Source organism: Methanobrevibacter ruminantium M1 (genome assembly GCF_000024185.1).
Classification (GTDB): Archaea; Methanobacteriota; Methanobacteria; order Methanobacteriales; family Methanobacteriaceae; genus Methanobrevibacter; species Methanobrevibacter ruminantium.
This window is the reverse complement of record NC_013790.1, coordinates 1,848,648-1,868,876: the sequence shown is the minus strand read 5'-3', so window position 1 is coordinate 1,868,876 and position 20,229 is coordinate 1,848,648. Positions and strand designations below refer to the sequence as shown.

The following is a 20,229-nucleotide window of genomic DNA, read 5'->3' as shown; positions in this document are numbered from 1 at the left end:
TTTACTATTTTTTTAAATTGACATCTGATTAGTTTTAGCCAATTTGACTAATTTACTTTTTTTAAGAAAAATACAGACTAATCAACTAATTTTTAACCAAATAACTTATCCACAGCATTAATTAAAATATTTGCTCTATACTTTGATCTGGAGACTGGCTCTGAGGTCAAGGTCTCAAAGACAAATGTAGGAGTTCCAGCTTTCATGATAGGCAAAGTAAGATATGGCGGACTTGTCTGTGAGTCTGGAGACCAATATACAATCTTTGATTGCTTATCAAGAGTGTTTATTATTTTAATTGCTTTATTCGCCAAGTTTAAGGAGGGCTTATGCCTGTTTTGAGGAACATGTATGAAGTAGGATTTTTTATAATAGACTCCAGTTGTGGAATGAACGTCAACGACCAAATTATACTTTTGCTTGTTAACATGAGGCACAATATAGTTTTTGGCAAGTATTTGCCCTCTCATCCTGTCTGTATTGTAGTTTCCGGATTTCTTTGTCAAGGTAATCTTATAGACATTATATGAATAATGCATTGAAGTCTTCTGCTTCATGATATTGTAAACTTCATCGTGTATCTGATGTTCCAAAACATGAAGTCCAACCACATAAGCTATTTTAACCTTTGATGATGAGTTTCCAATTCCCTTAAGCAATTCCACCTTTCCATAGTATGTGGATCCAAGCAATTCGTTTTCAAAGACATGAATCTTTATTTTCTTGCTTGTTGGGAGGTATTTGCCTTTGCCGTCATAGCTAAGGTTTATGCTGTATGTTTTTGGATTTAAATTTATATTCAAGCTTGCAAGCCCGTTCTTGTCAGTTGTTCTTGTGTATGTTTTTTTCGGCAATCCAATTTTTATTTTCTGGTTTGCAAGTGCCTTATTGTCGCTGGTTTTTAAATAAACCATTAATTTATTGTTTTTATACACAATTGTTGACTTTACGCTTAATTTTGTTTGAACTGGCTTTATCACTTTTAAGTCAAATACCAAATTGGTCGGATAGTATTCATCGCATCCGTCATACTCTATAAAGAAAGTGTGAGTCTTTGGGCTTAAGTTAATCTTTAATTTGGCAGTTCCAGTTTTATCCGTAGTTCTTTGGTACTGTTTGTCATTTATGTTAAATTTGATTGTCTGATTGGCAAGAGGATTGTTGTCGATGTCTTTTAGAACAATGTTTAAATCGTTTCCTTTTATAACAGAATCTGGATTGAATAATCTAGTGTCTACTGGAATGATTGGATCTTCTTCATCCTCATCAACTGTATCAGTGTCTGTATTTTGTTCTATTACATTATCCTCATTTACTTCATCGGATGAGTCTGTATTCACATCATTTGCATTATTTGAATCTGCATCCTCATTATCAGAGATTATCTTTTCAGACATTATGTCTTGCTTAATTTTAAATCCATCATTCTCATCTATTGCATTATTGTCATCTAAGCCAATTTCGCTAGCTGAAATGGCATTAATGCTTATTATAGTTAAGATGGCCAATAGAAATAAAACTTTATATCTTCTTTTCATAAGAAACAGCCCTAAATTTATTTTAGTTAGTCGATATTATTAAATAAAATAATATAAAAACCTAGTCAAAGACTTTTCTTTATTGGTTTTTATTTATATATTTTATTTATCTATTTATTTAACTATTTAATTTATTTATTTATTTATTTTATTTCCTTATTTATCTCATTATGCATTGTTTTCAGTAATATATAAATAAATTACATAGGCTACAGCCAATATTACAAAGATAGGCAAGAGCCATGAAAATATTTTTATTAAAATCGCAACAACTGCAATAATGATTAAGTAAGTAATTAATTCATCGATTTCCATGCATTTATTTTTCTATGATTCATATATATAATTTTTTTGTTATCTTCTTCGGATTTTAAAATTTGCTCATTATTTTATCTTTTTTGCTTTTTAAAACATTTTTGAATTATATTTTGTTCATTTTTAAAAATGTCAAAAAATCATGATCATTAGATTTAAAATTTGTTCTATAATAACAAAACTATTTAAAAAATAATAAAAAATTTGTTTTGTATTAATAAAACTATTTAAAAAAATAATAAAGTTAATATATATAATCGAATATACTATAGTATATTATATATAAAAATTTAAATTTTTTAAATTATTATATATTGTATTTATAATTTTAATGAATTTAATTTTTTAATTAAAAGGTAATGATTTTTATTTAATAAGAAGTTTTGAGCGATTATATGAAAATTTTAGTTATTAATAATAAAGGGCAGTACAATCACAGGATTCAGAGAACTTTACAGAACTTAAAGATTCCATCTGAGCTTGTAAAAAATAAATTATCCATTTCAGAGATTGAAGAAAAGGAGCCTATAGGATTGATTCTAGGGGGAGGACCTTCAATCGATGGTGTAGGTAATGCAGCAGAGTATATAAAACATTTTGACATTCCTATTTTAGGAATATGTTTAGGCCATCAGTTAATAGCTAAAACTTTTGGTGGAGAAGTTGCCACTTCAGACACTGAAAGCTATGCTCAAGTAAAAATTAATATTAATGAAGAAAATCCACTTTTTAAAGGTCTCACATCACCTATGGATGTATGGAGTTCACATAAGGATGAAGTTCATTCTCTTCCGGAGGACTTTGATATCATTGCAGAGTCTTCTCTTTGCGATATTGAAGCAATGAAGCATAAAGAAAAAGAGATTTATGGAATTCAGTTCCATCCTGAGGTTCATCACACTCCAAAAGGTGAGTATATCTTTAAAAACTTTTATGAAATTTGTCAAAATTATAATGAGTAAATTTATTGTTTTAAGAGTTTTTTAAAATCCTGCCTTATTTTTTTCAAATGATTTTTTTTTTAGCAGGTTTTTTAAAATTTAAACTGATAAATTTATGTTTTATTATTTAGTAAATATTTTGGGTTGATATTATGTTTGATAATGCAGATGACTTCAAAAAGAAAGCACTCGACAACAAAGACGAATTAAAAAGAGAATACATCAACATTCCTATAGGAGAAGACGAACAAAGTTTCAGAATCTCTGGAATTGGTGAAAAAGCTATCAAAATTGAAAAATACGTAAAATATGATGACATGGTAGATGCTGTTGAATCTGGCAAGGAAGAAGGTTTAGAAGCAGTTATCATGAAGTTTGTAGAAGAATACTAAATATTTGGCTATTTGGTAGTTAAATATTGTTATTTGACTATTTTATAGTTTATAGTTAGTTATTTTACTATTTGGCAATATTGGCGAATTATTTAACTATTTAATAGTTTATAGCGAATTTATTCATATTAAAGGTATTCATATGTTAGAACCAAAAGAATTTATTTCTGATGCGATTGCAAAGATCAAAGAGGAAATTGGTGATGAAAAAACCATTATCGCTTTATCTGGCGGTGTAGACAGTTCAGTTTGTTCTGTGCTTACACAAGAGGCTATTGGCGATAACTTAACTGCTGTCTTTGTAAATCATGGATTGCTTAGAGAAGGTGAAGCAGAACAGGTTTGCAGTGTTTTCGAAGAAAGGTTAAACTTCAAATATATAGATGCTTCCGATGAGTTCTTAAGCGAACTTGCAGGTGTAGAAGATCCTGAAGAGAAAAGGAAAATCATCGGCAGAGTCTTTATTGAAGTATTCGAAAGAGAAGCACAAGCTGTTGACGCTAAATACTTAGTTCAAGGTACCATTGCTCCTGACTGGATTGAAACTGAAGGGGAAATCAAGACCCACCACAACATGGCATTGCCAAGCGGAATGGTCTTAAAGGTAGTTGAACCTGTCAGAGACTTATATAAAGATGAAGTAAGGCTTGTAGGTACTGAATTAGGTCTTCCAGACAGCATTGTACAAAGACAACCATTCCCAGGTCCTGGTCTTGGTGTAAGGGTTGTAGGAGACCTTACCAGAGAAAACCTGGCTGTCTGCAGAGCAGCTGATGCAATCGTCAGGGAAGAGGTTGAAAAGGCAGGCTTGGATAAGGAATTATGGCAATACTTTGCTGTGCTTACCGACACTAAGGTTACCGGTGTAAAAGGAGACGAAAGAGACTTTGGCTATCTTGTTATCATTAGGTTGATCAGTTCCATTGATGCAATGACTGCAACCGTTCCTGAAATGCCTTGGGAAGTTATTAGAACCATCTCAAAAAGAATCACTTCTGAAGTTTCTGAAGTCACTCATGTTGCCTTATCCATTAGTGATAAACCACCAAGCACTATTGAATTCTGTTAATTTAAGTTAATTTTGCTTATTGATTTTAATAAATAATTTTCTTTATTTATTTATCCTAATAAGTTAAAATTTAACTTTTTTTTTTATATTTATTATTATTTTTTTATACATAACCATAAATCAAATATTTTTTTCTTTAAAAAACTTATTTGAACTTAATCAAACTTCAATTAATTCACCATAACAATTATTGTCCTTTTTTTAATCAATAAACATCAGGTTTTATTATGAGAACATCAAAAGCTACTAAAAATGCATATCTGGCTAAATTAACTGAAAAGATACAGATGCAGTCAGTTAATGTAGGTCGCGACCTTGACGGAAGCACTCCTCCCTCAGTGTTCATAGGGCGCTGGAGCTATCCTAAGGTATATGCCGGACCTATGATGGTAGCCCAAACTGGAGATACAGCTATTATGGACTCTCCAGAGAGTTGGATTGGTCAGAATAAAACCCAAGAGGATATTATTGGCTATAGGATGAATTTAGTTAGAGGAAAACAGCTAATCAGCATTAAGGATTTGGAAAATCCTTTTGTTGAAAAGCTTCAGGACATTTCCCTTGCTGCAAAGTCAATTGACAGCGAAGCAACCTTTGGGTCCCGGCCAAGCGGTGCAATGTTCAATGAGGAAAGCATGCCTCATGGCCCTAGCGCTGTTATCGAGAAGTTTGATATAGATGCAGTTAAATGGGACAGGCAACTGGAAAAAAGCTTTTATGACACTGACCTTAAGGCAAGGGATGCGGTGATGAATCTCCACAATAAGGATGTTCCATTCTCTGCCATGCAAAAGGCATTCTCTGTAGGGGCATTTGGTATAAAGAAAAACAGGAGACTTGTACCTACCCGATGGTCAATCACAGCCTGTGACAGCACCATTGCAGATAGCCTTTTAAAGGAAGTGAGGCATTATAATATAATGGACTCATATAGGGTCTATGAGTTTTCAAGCCTTAAGAATTATTATGCAATCATCTTAACCCCAACTGAGTGGCAGTATGAATGGTTTGAGGCATTCATTAAGATTCTTGGAAAGGAAGAGATGATCTTTTCAGATTATGAGACAAACACTGATAAGAGAGAGTATAGCTGTGTTGGAGGATGCTATTACACAGCTAAGATGGCTGTGCTGGATAAGCTGGCCAAGCTTAAGCTTCAGTCAGGTGTTATCATTCTTAGGGAAGCATATTCAGGTTATGTCCCTCTTGGAGTGTTCAATGTGAGGGAAAACATTAAATATGCAATGAATGGCGATTATAAGGAGTTTGAATCCTTGAAGGACTCTTTAGCTTATTGCTCAACAAAGCTTAAGATACCTATAAGCAAGTATGTAAAGCAGAGCAATCTCTTAAATGAGCTTTTGCATTCACAGCAGACTACATTGGATGCATTCTTTAAGAAATCTCCAGATTTGCAATAGTTAATTTTTATTTAATTTTATTTTATTTAATTTTATTTTATTTAATTTTATTTTATTTAGTTTTATTTTATTTTATTTAATTAATTACCATCCTAATGAAAATAAAGATATTTTATAATGGGTTAGAACATGAATCTTAAATTTAAAAAACCATCAAGAGAAAGTCAAATGGCCATGTCTAAAGTGGCTATTGGTGAAGATAATATTGATTATCACAATATGGCCGAGGAAAAGCTATCCAATGCCACTAATCATCAATATGCTAAATTGGTAAATAGTGGAAATGCAGCTATTTTAACAGCCATGAATTCTATTGATGGAGCAATTTTAATACCCGATCAAGGAGCCTGGAATGGCTTTAAGCAGATTGCTAATTTTTTAAATAAGGATTTGATAACAGTCACTACAAATCAATGCATTATTGATTTGGATTATCTGCAAGAATCCATTAATCAAAATGACGACAATATTGATTTGGATGATGAAAACAATAAGTCTGCCCTATTTTTAACAAGCTTTGCAGCTTATACTGCAGAGCAGGACATAAAGGAAATTGCAAAGTTCCTTCACAAATACAATATTCTCCTTGCAGAAGATGCCTCAGGAGCCATTTGTGATATGAAAGGAGATTTGGCCAATGGAAAATACTCAGACATTATCATTGGATCAACAGGCTCTCCAAAAATAATCAATGTCGAAGATGGTGGATTTATTACAACAAATGATAATTCTCTCCTAGAAAAGTCAAGACTTATTTTAAAAACTTCAAAATGCTCAAATATCACAGCCTGTGGAATATCTCATGAAATAGAATATGCAAAGGACAATTTGAATAAAACAATTGATTTCACCTTAAATCTTAAGGAAAAATTAAATGATAGCACTGATTTTGAAGTATTTCACTCAAATAAAAGAGGAATCAATCTTATTCTAAAGACAAACGACCCTAAATCATTATCATATAAGCTAAGACAGGAGTTTGCTCTAGACAGCCATGGAATGATTACTAAATGTCCTAATTACAATAGATTGAAGGAAAAGGCTGTAGCTATTGAGATAAAAAATCTTGATATTTCCTGCTTAAATGAGCATAATTCTAATCAAATATTCAACACTATTAAAAAATACGAAGATTTTGCTTAATTTTTTCTTAGGGTTCAATTTTTTATTCAGATTAATTTTATTTTCATTATTCTTCTTTTATTTTATATTTTATTTGATTTACTTGTGTTATTTTAGTTTTTATTTAATTTAGATTTTTATTTTTTCTTTTTATTTATTTAAATTTCTTATTTTTTCATTATTTTTTATTTTAAACTTATTTTTACAAGAATGATATGAAAAGTATTATATATTGTTAAAATATAAATTTAAACTATAAGTTATTATTTAAAACTTAATTAAATATATATGTTTAAAAAATTTATAGGAGGTGCAATATCAAGGAAAAACTAAAAAAATTATCATTTTTTGCTTTTTTATTAGTTATTTTAATTATAATTCCTTCTGTAAGTGCAGTTGCTTCAGATAATATTATAGATAATTCTATTTATATCGATGATAATATAGATGTTTCTGACTTTAAAATTAATGATAAGTCTATCGATTTAAAGGAAAATTCATTTAATTCAAAGGATAATTCAAATGATTTAAAGATTAATCAAAATGAGTTAAATGATAGTTCTATCAATTTGGAAGAGAATCCAATTGATTTTAAGGATAATTCAATCAATTCTAAAGCCTTAAAGGATAGCGATTACGAGCATGCCTCTGATGAGTTGTCTCAAGACTTATACAATAGAATCATAAATGCAAAGGAAAATGAAATAATATTAATCGAGCCTGGAACCTATAAGATACACAAGGTCCATCTTACAAAAAACATAACTCTGCAAGGAACTGGCGACCCAAGAGAAGTGATTATAGACGGTGAGCAATTAGGAAGTGTCTTTTTCATAAATGATATAAATGTCACAGCTCAATTTTACAATTTAACTATAATAAATGGGTTATCAGATAATTTTGGCGGTGGAATTTGTATTGAAACCGGAAATACATATGTTGATAATTGTATCTTCATAAATAACACTGCTTTGAATATAACCAATGGTGGAGCTATCTCCAATTATGGAAATGAAACCAATAGGAGTTATTTATTTATAAACAACTCATTATTTATTGGAAACCATGCAGATCATGATGGAGGTGCCGTTACAACATGCTATGCAATTTCCGATATCTATAATTCTGTATTCATTAATAATTCAGCTGTAAGGGATGGCGGAGCAATCCGTGTAAGCGTTTATGGCTATGGGAATGTCCAGGACTGCATATTCATTGGAAATCATGCAGATGAATGGGCAGGTGCCTATTATAGCTGGGCTGGAAATTCAAGCATTGACAGATGCATATTTCTAAACAACACTGCAGGAACAAATGGCGGTGCTGTAATGGTTTCCGGAAGCCTTAATCTTACCAATTCCTTAATCGTAAATAACACCGGAGGCGAAACAGGAGGTTCCTTCTATATTCAGCAGCCTATGTTTGATGCAAAGACGGTCATAAATGTAAATAACAACATTATTACAAATAATTCATCTCCTTTAGGAAAGGAAATCTTTGTAAAATGGAACGCTACCCAATTATTATTCCCTAATTTCAACAATAACGATTGGGGAGACGAGGACCCTACAGGCCCTGATGTGGTTGACCCTAATAATGTTTCAGATAGGATAATCCCTGAGCGAACTAAAAGAATTACAGTTCTTTATGACAAGTTAAACTGGGGTTTATTAGATAGATATACTGATGTTTTAGATGATTATTATGGAAAATCTAGTTCATCCGACTCTAAAGCAAATTCAGATACAAAAACTAATAGCAGCGGTTTAAAATTTGATACTGAGAACAAGACAAATGACGATTCTAAAGAAGAGCAAGGTAGTATATTGAATAATTCAAATGGATTTGCCTTGTTAAATCATAATAACTCCTCTTCTTCCAATTCAACAGCTGGTGGAGGTTTAGAGAAAAAAGACAATTCAACATTTGTCTCTCCAAAGGATTATCAAAAGATGGTGGAGCTATTTGAAGACAATCCTAGTGCGTCCAAATCAACTGACATTAGATATTTTGCAGTTCTAGCATTTATATTGCTTGTATTTTTAGTGGGTCTTGCTAGAAAGAGGAAATAATTCAAAATCTATTTTTATCTTGCTAGAAGGGGTAATAATTCAGAATCTATTTTTATCTTGCTAGAAGGGGTAATAATTCAGAATCTATTTTTATCTTGCTAGAAGGAGGTAATTAGATTTGATTAATTATTTTTCTAAATTGTTTTAATTGGATTATTATTTAAATAATTTTAAAAAAGTTTTTTTTCATATTAAGTGCTTTGCACTTAACTTTTATTTTTTTATTTTTTATTTATTTTCACTTTTTTCTTTTTATTTGTTCAGTTTTTTTTACTAATTTTTATGCCTTATTTTATTTAATTGTTAAGATTTTTTACAATTTAACTCCTTTTTGTTAATTTATATTTAAAAATATAATAAGATTATAGAAATTTATTTAAGTATATTATAATAAAATATTATTATATATAGGAAAATTAGAATAATATATTATTTTGTTTAGCTTTTTTAAAAATTATTCTTAAGGATATCGTTCTATTCAAAATATTCAATATTTTGGAGGTTTTAATATTTTAAGGAAAAAATATTCAATTTTATTATTAATATTTTTGTTCGCTATAGTAAGCCTATCTGCAGTCAGCGCAAGCGATGATTTTTCAAGTTCCCTTGCTGATGACTCTGACTCTGATATTCTTGCTATTGACGATATTGCACAAAAGGACAGTTCTCATAAACTGATGGATGAAGAGGACATTAGTGTTGAATTTGAAATTGATGATGGGGATGATGATACTAGCTATGATTCCTACTATGACGATTCTCCAGGTGATGACTGGTCAAACTATGAGGATTACGACCCTGAATTAATTAGTGAAGATGCTATATTAACTAAAATAGAAGTCTTGAATGTCCCTAGCCATTATGGTGATGACAACATTTCATTTAGATTAATCGATTTGAATACAGGCCTTCCAATACCTGATGTTAATTTAGGCCTTCAGGATTCCTATGATTATGATGTCTATTCATTCTTCACAGATGAGGATGGTGTTGTAGTATATCCTATCCCTGTTAAAGTTGGAGATTTCTCTATTGTCATAGGATTTTATGAGGATATGATGGTTGTTAATGAATTGGATGACATGGTATGTAACTTTACAAAATTAAATGTCTCAATTCCAACTGTTCCAGCTTCAATAAAGATTACAAAAACAGGCACTTATTATAATGATACAGTATTAAAGGTTTCTTTGGTCAGTTCTGTTAAGGAAGTCTTATCAAATCAAAAAATCAATCTCACATTTTCAAATGGTAAGAAAGCCACAGTGAAGACTAATTCCAAAGGAATTGCAAACTATGCCCTTAAATTTGCACCTGGAAACTATTCAGTTACAGCAGCTTTGGTTTCCGATGGCATTGTTGAAGCCAATAAGTCCAGCTTGAAAAACATCAAGATCATTAAGGCTCCAGGCACATTAAGCCCTACTGCATTGTCAACCACTTATGCTTCTGGAAAGTATTTCCAAATCAAATTGACAAATTCCAAGACAAAAAAAGCCATTGGTGGAGTTAAGCTTAACTTGAAGGTATATACTGGTAAAAAGTATAAGACAGTTACAGTAACAACCGGATCAAATGGAATTGCCAAATTTTCCGCTTCCACCTTATCTGTAGGAACTCATAAGGTAATTGTAACCGTAAAGGATACAAAATATGTCTCTGCAAGTTCAAAAACAAGTTCCATTAAGATTTCTAAAGCAAGCAGGGCGATTTCTGCTCCGAAAGTCACAGCCAAATATAAGAGCAGCTCAACTTTCAAGGTAACCGTAAAGAATAAGGCATCTAAAAAAATTCTTAGCGGAGTTCAAGTTAGCTTAAAGGTTTATACTGGCAAGAAGTTTAAGACATACAATGTAAAGACAAACAGCAAAGGAGTTGCTAGCTTTAATACCAAATCCCTGACTAAGGCAAACCATAAGGTTATTGTGAATATTAAGGCAAGTGCAAATTATAATGCAGCTAGCGCTACTAGCTATATTAATATAAAATAAGTTTAAATTATTTTTAATTAAAAAAAATATGGTCAATTGCCATATTTTTCTCTTTTTCTTTTTTGAGTAGTTTTTTTTATAATATTTCTTTTTTTAATAATTTTTTATAATATTTCTTTTTTTTTAATAGTTCTTATAAAATTTAACTAAAATCCTATTTTTGACTATCTGTGGTGCAAATTACTATTAATAATGGTGTAAATCAGTGTGATGGTTCTTTTATTGGGCAATGATTAATTTGCTTGTTTTATCAATTAATATGTCGCTAAGATGTATGGTCTTTAATTCTTTTTCAGGAATATCATATATCTTCATTAATTTTGATTCGTCGGCTTCTAAAACGCTATCATCTCTTATAAATATATTAGATAATTCATCGATAAAGTAATCTGGACAATCTATCATTACAACGGCTATGTTCATTTCCCCTTCCTTCAGTCCAAGTATCTTAAAGGCCTTGGATATTTGCCTTTGGGCAGATGTTCTAAGTAAGATCTCTATTCCTAAATCATTAGCTAGATTGTCTCCCCTTTCAAATGCATTCATTGCATGGATTGTTCCATGTTCAAGGTGTTTAGGCCCAGCTATTGCATCTGCATTCATAAGTTGGATGGTTCCAACATCACAACAGCTATTTCTGATATTGTCTATCTCTTCCAATGTTTTTGGAATGCTTTCTATAGTTCCTTTAAAGCCTAATATTTCTACATTGTCTAAATTAGCTAATTCTTTATTGTATTTCATAGAATCTCTCTTAAATGTTTGAAAATTATAAAAATAGAGTATGATAATAATTATTTCTGCGGCTTTTTTTTATTTAATCATGTTTTTAAGCTATTGGGGTTATTTAATTATTTATTCTCCAATAACCTATTAACACCATCTATATAAGCCTCTACACTTGCATTAATAATATCTGGCTCTGTTGCTCTTGCTGATATGATCTTATCTCCGCTGCTGAGCTTGATGATTACTTCAATGAGTGCATCTGTACCTCCTGTAACTGCATCTACATGGTACTCTTCAAGCTGAATGTCTGCAAAGCTTTTAATTCCCTTATTCACAGCATTTATTGCAGCATCTACAGGACCTATACCTACATCAGCCTCTATTACCTCTTCATTTTCAATGTTCAACTTTATTGAGGCTGTTGGTCTGATCTTGTTACCTGATACGATGGTCAGCTCATCAAGATTGATTTTCTTTTCCTGCTCTATGTTTAGGACATGCTCTGCTATCGCTTCCAAATCTGTGTCTGTTACGGTCTTTCCCTTGTCTCCAAGGTCCTTTACCTTATAGAAAATATCATTTAATTGCTTCTTGTTTACTTCAAGGCCAAGCTCTTCCAGTCGGTTGTTTAAGCCTTTTGTTCCCACATGCTTTCCAATTACAAATTTTCTTCTGTGTCCTACAAGCTCTGGCATGATAGGTTCATATGTTGCGCTGTTTTTAATGACTCCGTCTGCATGGATTCCAGATTCATGTGCAAACGCATTTTCACCTACAATCGGTTTATTTGGAGCAAGATATGCATTGCTTAATCTTGAAACCAATTTGGAAGTGCTGTAAATCTGATCTATCTTAATGTCTGTTTCGTATTTTCTTTCATTGCTTTCGTCTTTATATAATGTGTATAGTGAGACTACAACCTCTTCAAGGGCGGCGTTTCCAGCCCTCTCCCCAAGTCCGTTTATGGTTGCATGGAATCTGCTGGCTCCCCCATCGATAGCGGATAAGGTGTTTGCAACTGCAAGGCCAAAGTCATTATGGCAATGTGCGCTTACTGGAACTCCCAAGTCTGTAAATTGCTTATAGAAGTTAAAGGACTTAAGTGGTGTTAGGATTCCTAAAGTGTCGCATGGGCAGATTCTGTCTGCTCCGGCATCGATTGTTGCCTTAAATATTTTTCTTAGGTATTGGATGTCTGTTCTTGTTGAGTCTTCAGCTGCAAGCTCCACTTTGACTCCATGGTCTTTAGCGTATTCTGTTACCTTCACTGCATCTTCAAGCATTTCATCTTGGGTCTTTTTTAGTTTGTATTGAAGGTGCAAGTCAGAAGTTGGAACAACAATGTTGACTGCATCCACATCACATTCTAAGCAATAATCTACATCCTTTATTAGGGTTCTTGAAAAACTTACGATTTCAGCATTCAGTCCTTGGGAGGTGATTGCCTTTATTGCTTCCCTTTCCCCTTCGGAGGTTATTGCAGATCCTGCTTCTATTGAATTGACTCCTATCTCATCTAGTTTTGTGGCTATTCTTAACTTTTTAATAGTGTTTAGAGATATTCCAGGGGTTTGCTCTCCGTCTCTAAGTGTTGTATCCAGTACTTCTATTTTCATTATTCCACCATGATTTGCTTGAAAATAGCAAAATTTTTTTTAAAAAGTATTATTCATTTAGTATTCCATTCTATTCTTTTTGTAGGTATTTTTAGCTTTTATTTATTCCATCTGGCTTATAAACCATTTTACAGTTTCCCTCAATTGTTCTTCAAACTTGTCCTCATCTGGCTTGAAACTAATCTTATCCAAATTGCTAATGTCTGCAAGGGAATGCTTAATGTCTCCTGGACGTTCATCAAGGTATTTTACATCAATGTCTGATTCTAGAACGTCGCTGATTATTTCAAATAGCCTGTTGATTGTCATTGACTTGCCGAGGGCAACATTGATGACTCCATTGTAGTCTGATTCTGCTGAGAGGATATTTGCTTTAGCTATTTCCTTAACATAAATAAAGTCTCTGCTTTGCTCGCCGTCACCATAAATAACTGGACTTTCTCCGTTAAGGATTGCAGATATGAATTTAGGAATTACAGCAGCATAAGGTGAGTTTTCATCTTGTCTAGGACCGAAGACATTGAAATACCTTAATGCTACATAATCCAATCCGTAGGATTCATGGAATGACTTTAAATATAGTTCGCAGCTTGCCTTTTGGGCTGCATAAGGGGAGCAAGGAAGGAAGTTTTCGCTCTCTTTAAGAGGCATGTTTGGATTTTCCCCATAGACTGCAGAGGAAGATGAGAAGATCACTTTTTTGATATTGTTGTTTTTGCAGGCTATAAATAGCTTTAAGCTAGCGTCAATATTGTTTTGATTGTATCTTAAAGGCTCTGCTACGCTTCCTGGAACGCTTGCAAGTGCTGCAAGGTGGAAGACATAGTCCTTATCCTTTAATATCTTTTCTAAGTCTGCGTCCATCAAGTCCTCTTTGATGATTGTCAAGTTCTCGTGATTCGGATTGTTTAGGTTTTCCATCTTACCGCTTGATAGATTGTCGATTATTGTGACTTTATTGTCATCTATAAGAGCATCTACAATGTGGGATCCTATAAATCCAAGCCCTCCTGTTACTACAACGTTTTTATCCTTCATTATATCGGTCCTTTTTTAGTTAATTGAATATAAAGAGTTGTTTTGATTTCTTCTAAATCTTAAGATAATTATGAAATTTTATAAAAAATTATAAATTAATTTAAACCATCTTTAAAACATAATTATAAATTAATTTAAACCATTTTTAAAACATAATTATAAATTAATTTGAATCGTCTTAAAAATAATTATGAACTAATTTTCATAATTAAATCTATTTCATATTATTATAATTTTTTAATTTAATACTATTTTAATATTTTGAATAATTTAGTGATGGTTTCTTTTCTAAATGATTTTTAGGAGTGCCTAAAAAAATCATTCCCCTTTCTTTAAATTTTCATTTTAGTAATAATATTTCGTTTTTTTAGTATTATTCGATTAAAAATTTTTTAAATTTAATTTTCTTTATTAAATTTTGTCAGATTTTCGGCTTGTCAATAAGTAATAACATTTATAACTATAATATAACATATTTATTATTATGATTAGTATAGGTGCTAATGGATTTCAATTGTTGATAAATTATATAGTGGCTATAGTAGTTGCAGTCATTATCGCTTTTGCCTTAAGATTGCCACTTCTTCCCGAAAGGCCAATCAGGTTCTCTTGGACTACTAGCGCACTGTTTCCAACCCCTATTTTTGCTATAGGAATATTGGCAATATTTTATTCATTAAATGTTTATTGGATTTATGACGGTCTCATCTTAAGCGTGATTGTCGGATTAGCTTCCGCTCTCTTTGTAAAGTATGGATTTGACTACATATTCCCAAAGCCTCCTCAAATCGAAGACGGGGGGAATGTCTAATGGATATGATCATTGGAATAATATTAGCTGCAGTTATCTCTTGGATTAATTTTGTAGTTGTTGACACATTCCTAGGCTTGCCTGAGGCTCCAGGAGTTAAGGGTGCAGAGACTGTTGGCTATTCAATCAAGGAAAGGAAAGGAGATTTGGCTGGAGGTTTCTTCCAAGGAAACATTTTATGTTCTCCAGATGCTTCAGCAGGAACCTTGATAGCAGCAATAGGAGTCTATGCTTTAGGAATTCAAGGAGGGCTTATTGCAGCATTGCTTGTCTATATTGGAAACAGGCTATGTGCAGATCCAGGATATGCCGGAACCTGCGGAGCATTGACCATGACACTATTGATATTCATTTTCTCATTTGTTGGAATCGAAGTTGAGATGTTCATTTGCGGAATGGTGATTGCAATATTTACAATTCAAGGAATTCATCATCCTACAAGTTCCAGATTGCTTGGAAAGATTGCTAAGTCCTTTGGCAGGTATACTAAATATGAATAAATAATTAAATAAATAAAATTAAAGTAGTTTAAATCAGTTTAAAAGTTATATAAAAAGTTAATACAAGGTTAAAATATGTATATAGAAATCATAGGAGTTATTACAATTTTAATGGCTTTAAGAGCAGTAATAACTAAAAACAGAGCAGAAAAGTTACTTTACATAAATGTAATAGGTTTCTGTGTATCTGCTATCATTGCATTATATATTAAAACTACATTTGGCTTTGTATTAGCTGCAGCTTTCTTCATTTCCTCTACAATCGGTTCAAATGCAATTGCTTATAGCTTAAAGGATTTGGAAGATGAGATAAGCTATGATAAGGATATGGAAGAAAGGGATGAAGAGAATTAATTATATTTATCAGTTCATAGTTAAAGAAGTAAAAAGCAAGAATGTGATTTGAATGTTGGAATTTATAAATATAGAAACAATATCAATGGCCTTAATGATTATAGGTGCCATTGGAGTTGTTCTTCTTAAAAAACCATTGGATAAAATTATTATGGTTTCAGTTCTGGAAGCAGGTCTGTTTTTAGCTATCGTTAGCTTTAAATACCTTGATGTGGCCTTCCTAACTGCAGTTCTCGATCCATTATCCATCATTGTATTCTTACTTGCTTTAATTAAAATCAATAAAGTGCGCAAGTCTAAATTAGAGGACTATTCCACTTTAGACAAGCTTAATATAAGCACTGAAAATCTAGAAGAAAAATCATTAGATAAAAACTCTGAAGGAGGCAAATAATGTTTAATCTGGCTATTTGGGTTTATTTAGGTTTGGCATTAGCTATTTTTGGAAGCCTCGCAACTGTATGGGGTCCTGGAGTAAAGGATCCAGTTATTAGAACAATAAACACAGAAGTTGCATCCGTAGGAGTTTCATTAATTTTACTTTGTTATAATTCTACATTGGCTCTTTTGACATTGATTGCAACTACAATCATTGTTACCTTAATCTTGTTTAGAGCTATTTCTCGCTTAGAAGAGATAGGGGCTGATGTATAATGTTCATTAAATTATTGGCTCTTGTTTTGAGCCCTAAAGAAACTGGAGGAATCTAAATGCCTAAAATTGCAAAATTATGGAATAAGCTAGCAGATCCAAAGAACATTCCTAGGCTGTTTGCTGTAATTTTAGGTCTGCTTCTCATTGCCGGATTCCTAATCCCTATGGGATTGAATACAGATCAAATCTACACTCGTCCGGCACCTCAAAGTCAGATGGATGCAGGACTTCCTCTTGCGCCATACGATAGGGGAGGAGAGGTTTTAGAGTCTCCAGGCATAACAGAAGCCCAATATCCTGAAAATGCAGAGAATCTTGGCTGGATAAACTCATATATGACTCCAATAGCAGAGATGCTCAAGGGAATATCCCCATACTTTGGAACAAGTATCTGTTCATCTCCAGGTGGTCTTATTGATGAAATCCTTTATTATACAAGAGGTTTCGATACAATCCTTGAATCCTCCATTCTCATGATGGCATTCATAATCGCTTCATGGCTTGCAATCAACTTTACAATGGATAGGACAAAGGATGAAAGGGATATTGCTGAAGATGTAAAAAGAGCCATTGCCAGTTCTGACAGACTAGCCAATGAGGTTGAAGAAAGCAATAGAAAGGCTCGTGAAAAACAAGCCAAAAAGGAGTTTAGGTGATTTAAATGATTTTAAGAATTAAATCACTTTTTAAGGGAGGATTTAAATGGTAGCAAGCGTAATCCCTCAAGTTGTTCCGGCTTTCTATAGCTCAATGTATACCACAGCCTTATATGGTGGTTTGATTGTAGCTTTTATTGGCTTGATTGGAGTGGCAATGGAAAAGAGAGACATTCAGATTCTTATTCTAACAGATATAGTTGGATTGGCTATGCTTATCGTCGTAGCTGCAGTTGGAACTGACTTGTCTGAAGCATTGATCCTTCCAGGTCTGGTAGTTGAATTGGCAGAGATCATGGCAATTTCAGAGATATTGATATCTCGTGAGATGAGAAAGGCTGATAAAGATACCTCATTTAGCCCAATGCCTTTAGATATTGATATGGAGATTATGACAACTGCTCCTAACTTCATTGCATTGCTTCTAATCGGATACGGCATATTCCTGTCTGGTTTTACCGGCGGTGCAGTAGCTGGCGGAGGTATCGTCATTTATGTACTTAGTAGAAAGGTTAGAGGATTGCCGATATTTGTTCTTGATGGCGTAGGAGCAATATCAGGTATTTCCTGGTGTTTATGGATAATCGGTTTCATATTCTTCTTCATCCTTCCGCAATACTGGCTTTTAAGCCTATTCCTTGCAGCTTTAGGACTTTTATTAAAGGTTGCTTCAAAGATCGGATTGATTGGAATACTTATGAGAGAGGAATATGGAAGAAAATAATGGTCTCTTATGGGAGAGAAATAATAATAGTCTCTTATGGGAGAATATAATATTGTCTCTTATGAGAGAATATGGAAGAAAATAATTATTGGAGATAAATAATGCTTATAGAGAACTTAGGTGGAGACTTTTTAGGAACAATCCCTCTTGGAGATATTGTTCTATACTTAAACCCGCTCCATATATTCCTGTTTGTTACTATACTTCTATTTACAGCTCTAATAGCAATCAGTCGTACTGAAACACAAGTTGAAGCTATGTTTGGCTCACTTGATGAGAATAAGGTTGCAGTGGGACTGAAGGAGTTTAAGCATAGAAGATTCTTAGCGATAATATGTGGTATAGCAACAGCGGGAGCTATGATTACAGGGGACCTTTTTAACTTCACCCTATTTATGGCCTTGATTGGTATTGTCAATATTGGTATCGTTTCAGCTGTAAAGCAAGTGGAAGTCTTAAATTCAGCTTATCAGTATGGATTGATTGCCATGATGTGTGGATTGCCATTGTTTGGTGGAGCAGCTATAATATTGGCAGCTACAGGTACCTTAAGCTTGTTTGAGCTTGCAAGCATTCCAGCAAATCCTATGATGATATTTGGAGCACTTGTTATGCTAATTGGAGTCTGCGGTGAAAGCGGTATAGCTCCATTCTTTGCAAGCAAGGCAGAGATGTTTAGAACTCCAGGATCTCCATTCATTTTGATTATTCACTTAAGTTCATTGTTCCTTATAGTTAGATTTATTGAAATCCTATTGACTATATTGTAATTATCTATTAAATGCTTTAAAAGTTTTATATTAAAAATTTAGTTCATATTTATTAATTTAATTCAAATAGAATCGGATTATTAGTTTAATTCAAATAAAATCATGTTTATTAATTTATTATTAAAATAGAAGGTCGATAAAATGAAAAAAATGGAAATGGCTAGTTATATTATCTTAATTGCATCTGTATTAGCTATACTTTATGCATTAATATTTAATCCAGCTGATTGGATAGTCTATGCTATAGCTATTGTATGCATACCATTTTTAGTTCTTTCATTTGGTCTATTAACCATGTCTAAACCAATAAAAGAAGAAGAGGAGGAAAGAAGAGAAGAACCATTTACAGGTTATTAATTTGATTTAAATGGTTAAATATGTCTCTTTGCAGATATTATGAATCTAATGGCTCAGATTTTAATCAATGTAGTAATAGCTTTCCTTGCAGGTAGTCTTTTATTAGGTTTCCATAGAAAAGTCATGGCGAGAGTCCAATTAAGGCCAGGACCTCCTATTATTCAATATCTATTGCATTCATTGAAATTTTTCTTTAAGGAAACAAGCTTCCCTAAAACTGCTTCAATGCCATTTTATGTGGGAATTACAGTAATCCTAGCAGGTATTTGGGTTACCGGAGTAATTGTTGGTCCGGTTTGCAAGGGTTCCTTAATGATAATATTCGGTATCTATGCAATCCATAAGATTGTAGAGCATAATGCAGGATCCTCATCAGGTTCCCCTTACGGTAAGCTAAGCTGTGTAAGGGCTGTATTCTCAGCGGCAGGAGAATTGCCTCTCTTTGCAGTAATTGCTGTTGTCTTCCTTCTAACTGGAACCATGGATATTGGTGGAATAATACAATATCAAGCAGCAAACGGTCCTTTGGCATTTAAAATCCCTCTTGCAGCAATCATGTTCTTTACATTGATAGTTACAAAATCCCCTTATTCTCCTTTTGCAATAACAAAAGGAAAGGAAATCATTACAGGATTTGAAACCGAGCATTTCGGTATGCTTAGAGGATATATAATGTTTTCAGAGTCAATCGCTTGGTATATCTTGCTATGGCTCTTCTTGACAATATTCTTTGCACCGATAGGAGTGGTGGGATACCTTATAGGAATGATTTTGATATGTGTGATTACAGGATTTATCAATGCTACAACTCCTATGTTAAATCCAAACCATTCTGTAATGGCTCAAATATCCATTGCAGTTATTTGCGTTGTTGGTTCAATTATCATGATTATTATTTAACTTAAAATTTTAAAAGAATTATTATAATATTTATTTATTTAAAAAAACTCAAAAAAGAAGGCTTTAAAATGAATGATGAAAAAGGAATGAGAGTATTAACTTTCATTAGTTGCTTTAGGAGTCTTTATTGTTGCAGGTTTAGCAGCATACTTCCAAAGCATTCTAGCATTTCCTATGGCTATAATAGGTTTAATATTCGTTCCATTTATATTGATGCAAAATAGCGAAAAATCAGCCCATTTAGCTGAAAATCTAGAAA

Annotated in this window: 22 protein-coding genes; 17 read left to right on the top strand and 5 right to left on the bottom strand. The window is 32.7% G+C overall.

What is annotated here, in order from left to right:
• Window positions 1-92 precede the first annotated feature (92 nt).
• Window positions 93-1,538: an adhesin-like protein gene (locus MRU_RS07110; protein ID WP_012956223.1), complete on the bottom strand. Its 1,446-nt coding sequence runs from the start codon at window positions 1,536-1,538 to the stop codon at window positions 93-95.
• 168 nt (window positions 1,539-1,706) lie between these two features.
• Window positions 1,707-1,853 carry a hypothetical protein gene (locus MRU_RS11945; protein ID WP_012956222.1) on the bottom strand — a complete coding sequence of 49 codons (147 nt, stop codon included), beginning with the start codon at window positions 1,851-1,853 and terminating at the stop codon, window positions 1,707-1,709.
• Between the two features lie 395 nt (window positions 1,854-2,248).
• On the opposite strand from MRU_RS11945, the gene MRU_RS07105 reads away from it, so the two are divergent.
• From MRU_RS07105 to MRU_RS07075, 7 genes are all read left to right on the top strand, one after another.
• Window positions 2,249-2,815, top strand: a complete 567-nt coding sequence (locus tag MRU_RS07105; protein WP_012956221.1) for a GMP synthase subunit A — start codon at window positions 2,249-2,251, stop codon at window positions 2,813-2,815.
• Window positions 2,816-2,946: 131 nt separating this feature from the next.
• Window positions 2,947-3,186 carry a hypothetical protein gene (locus MRU_RS07100; protein ID WP_012956220.1) on the top strand — a complete coding sequence of 80 codons (240 nt, stop codon included), beginning with the start codon at window positions 2,947-2,949 and terminating at the stop codon, window positions 3,184-3,186.
• Window positions 3,187-3,328: 142 nt separating this feature from the next.
• Window positions 3,329-4,255: a glutamine-hydrolyzing GMP synthase gene (guaA, locus tag MRU_RS07095; protein WP_012956219.1), complete on the top strand. Its 927-nt coding sequence runs from the start codon at window positions 3,329-3,331 to the stop codon at window positions 4,253-4,255.
• 227 nt (window positions 4,256-4,482) lie between these two features.
• Window positions 4,483-5,676: an Nre family DNA repair protein gene (locus MRU_RS07090; protein WP_012956218.1), complete on the top strand. Its 1,194-nt coding sequence runs from the start codon at window positions 4,483-4,485 to the stop codon at window positions 5,674-5,676.
• 129 nt (window positions 5,677-5,805) lie between these two features.
• Entirely contained in the window at window positions 5,806-6,819 is a 1,014-nt protein-coding gene (locus tag MRU_RS07085; RefSeq protein ID WP_012956217.1) for a DegT/DnrJ/EryC1/StrS family aminotransferase, read from the top strand.
• Window positions 6,820-7,367: 548 nt separating this feature from the next.
• The gene (locus tag MRU_RS11995) at window positions 7,368-8,870 is read left to right on the top strand and encodes a hypothetical protein (RefSeq protein WP_012956216.1); all 1,503 of its coding nucleotides are present in this window, start codon (window positions 7,368-7,370) and stop codon (window positions 8,868-8,870) included.
• A gap of 548 nt (window positions 8,871-9,418) precedes the next feature.
• The gene (locus MRU_RS07075; protein ID WP_012956215.1) at window positions 9,419-10,861 is read left to right on the top strand and encodes a hypothetical protein; all 1,443 of its coding nucleotides are present in this window, start codon (window positions 9,419-9,421) and stop codon (window positions 10,859-10,861) included.
• 219 nt (window positions 10,862-11,080) lie between these two features.
• Here the strand turns inward: MRU_RS07075 and cgi121 are convergent, their stop codons facing one another.
• The 3 genes from cgi121 to MRU_RS07060 all read right to left on the bottom strand — a co-directional run bounded on the left by cgi121 (window position 11,081) and on the right by MRU_RS07060 (window position 14,244).
• The gene (gene cgi121 / locus MRU_RS07070; RefSeq protein ID WP_012956214.1) at window positions 11,081-11,605 is read right to left on the bottom strand and encodes a KEOPS complex subunit Cgi121; all 525 of its coding nucleotides are present in this window, start codon (window positions 11,603-11,605) and stop codon (window positions 11,081-11,083) included.
• A 107-nt stretch (window positions 11,606-11,712) separates the two neighbouring features.
• Window positions 11,713-13,206 carry a (R)-citramalate synthase gene (locus MRU_RS07065; protein WP_012956213.1) on the bottom strand — a complete coding sequence of 498 codons (1,494 nt, stop codon included), beginning with the start codon at window positions 13,204-13,206 and terminating at the stop codon, window positions 11,713-11,715.
• 102 nt (window positions 13,207-13,308) lie between these two features.
• Entirely contained in the window at window positions 13,309-14,244 is a 936-nt protein-coding gene (locus tag MRU_RS07060; protein ID WP_012956212.1) for an SDR family oxidoreductase, read from the bottom strand.
• Between the two features lie 484 nt (window positions 14,245-14,728).
• Here MRU_RS07060 and MRU_RS07055 point away from each other — a divergent pair, with 484 nt between their 5' ends.
• From MRU_RS07055 to MRU_RS07010, 10 genes are all read left to right on the top strand, one after another.
• On the top strand, window positions 14,729-15,055 hold the full coding sequence (locus tag MRU_RS07055; protein WP_012956211.1) for an energy-converting hydrogenase A subunit A EhaA: 327 nt from the start codon (window positions 14,729-14,731) through the stop codon (window positions 15,053-15,055).
• Window positions 15,055-15,555 carry a hypothetical protein gene (locus MRU_RS07050; RefSeq protein ID WP_012956210.1) on the top strand — a complete coding sequence of 167 codons (501 nt, stop codon included), beginning with the start codon at window positions 15,055-15,057 and terminating at the stop codon, window positions 15,553-15,555. The genes MRU_RS07055 and MRU_RS07050 overlap by 1 nt, the downstream gene beginning before the upstream one ends.
• Window positions 15,556-15,630: 75 nt before the next feature.
• The gene (locus MRU_RS07045) at window positions 15,631-15,909 is read left to right on the top strand and encodes a DUF2109 domain-containing protein (RefSeq protein WP_012956209.1); all 279 of its coding nucleotides are present in this window, start codon (window positions 15,631-15,633) and stop codon (window positions 15,907-15,909) included.
• 52 nt (window positions 15,910-15,961) lie between these two features.
• Entirely contained in the window at window positions 15,962-16,303 is a 342-nt protein-coding gene (locus tag MRU_RS07040) for an EhaD family protein (protein ID WP_012956208.1), read from the top strand.
• On the top strand, window positions 16,303-16,563 hold the full coding sequence (locus MRU_RS07035; protein WP_012956207.1) for an EhaE family protein: 261 nt from the start codon (window positions 16,303-16,305) through the stop codon (window positions 16,561-16,563). The genes MRU_RS07040 and MRU_RS07035 overlap by 1 nt, the downstream gene beginning before the upstream one ends.
• A 56-nt stretch (window positions 16,564-16,619) precedes the next feature.
• Window positions 16,620-17,219 (top strand): EhaF family protein, encoded by a 600-nt coding sequence (locus tag MRU_RS07030; protein WP_012956206.1) that lies wholly within the window; start codon window positions 16,620-16,622, stop codon window positions 17,217-17,219.
• 46 nt (window positions 17,220-17,265) lie between these two features.
• On the top strand, window positions 17,266-17,943 hold the full coding sequence (locus tag MRU_RS07025; protein ID WP_012956205.1) for an EhaG family protein: 678 nt from the start codon (window positions 17,266-17,268) through the stop codon (window positions 17,941-17,943).
• A 101-nt stretch (window positions 17,944-18,044) separates the two neighbouring features.
• Entirely contained in the window at window positions 18,045-18,713 is a 669-nt protein-coding gene (locus MRU_RS07020) for a membrane protein (RefSeq protein ID WP_012956204.1), read from the top strand.
• Between the two features lie 141 nt (window positions 18,714-18,854).
• Window positions 18,855-19,070, top strand: a complete 216-nt coding sequence (locus MRU_RS07015) for a hypothetical protein (protein ID WP_012956203.1) — start codon at window positions 18,855-18,857, stop codon at window positions 19,068-19,070.
• Between the two features lie 39 nt (window positions 19,071-19,109).
• The gene (locus MRU_RS07010; RefSeq protein WP_012956202.1) at window positions 19,110-19,970 is read left to right on the top strand and encodes a respiratory chain complex I subunit 1 family protein; all 861 of its coding nucleotides are present in this window, start codon (window positions 19,110-19,112) and stop codon (window positions 19,968-19,970) included.
• Window positions 19,971-20,229 lie beyond the last annotated feature (259 nt).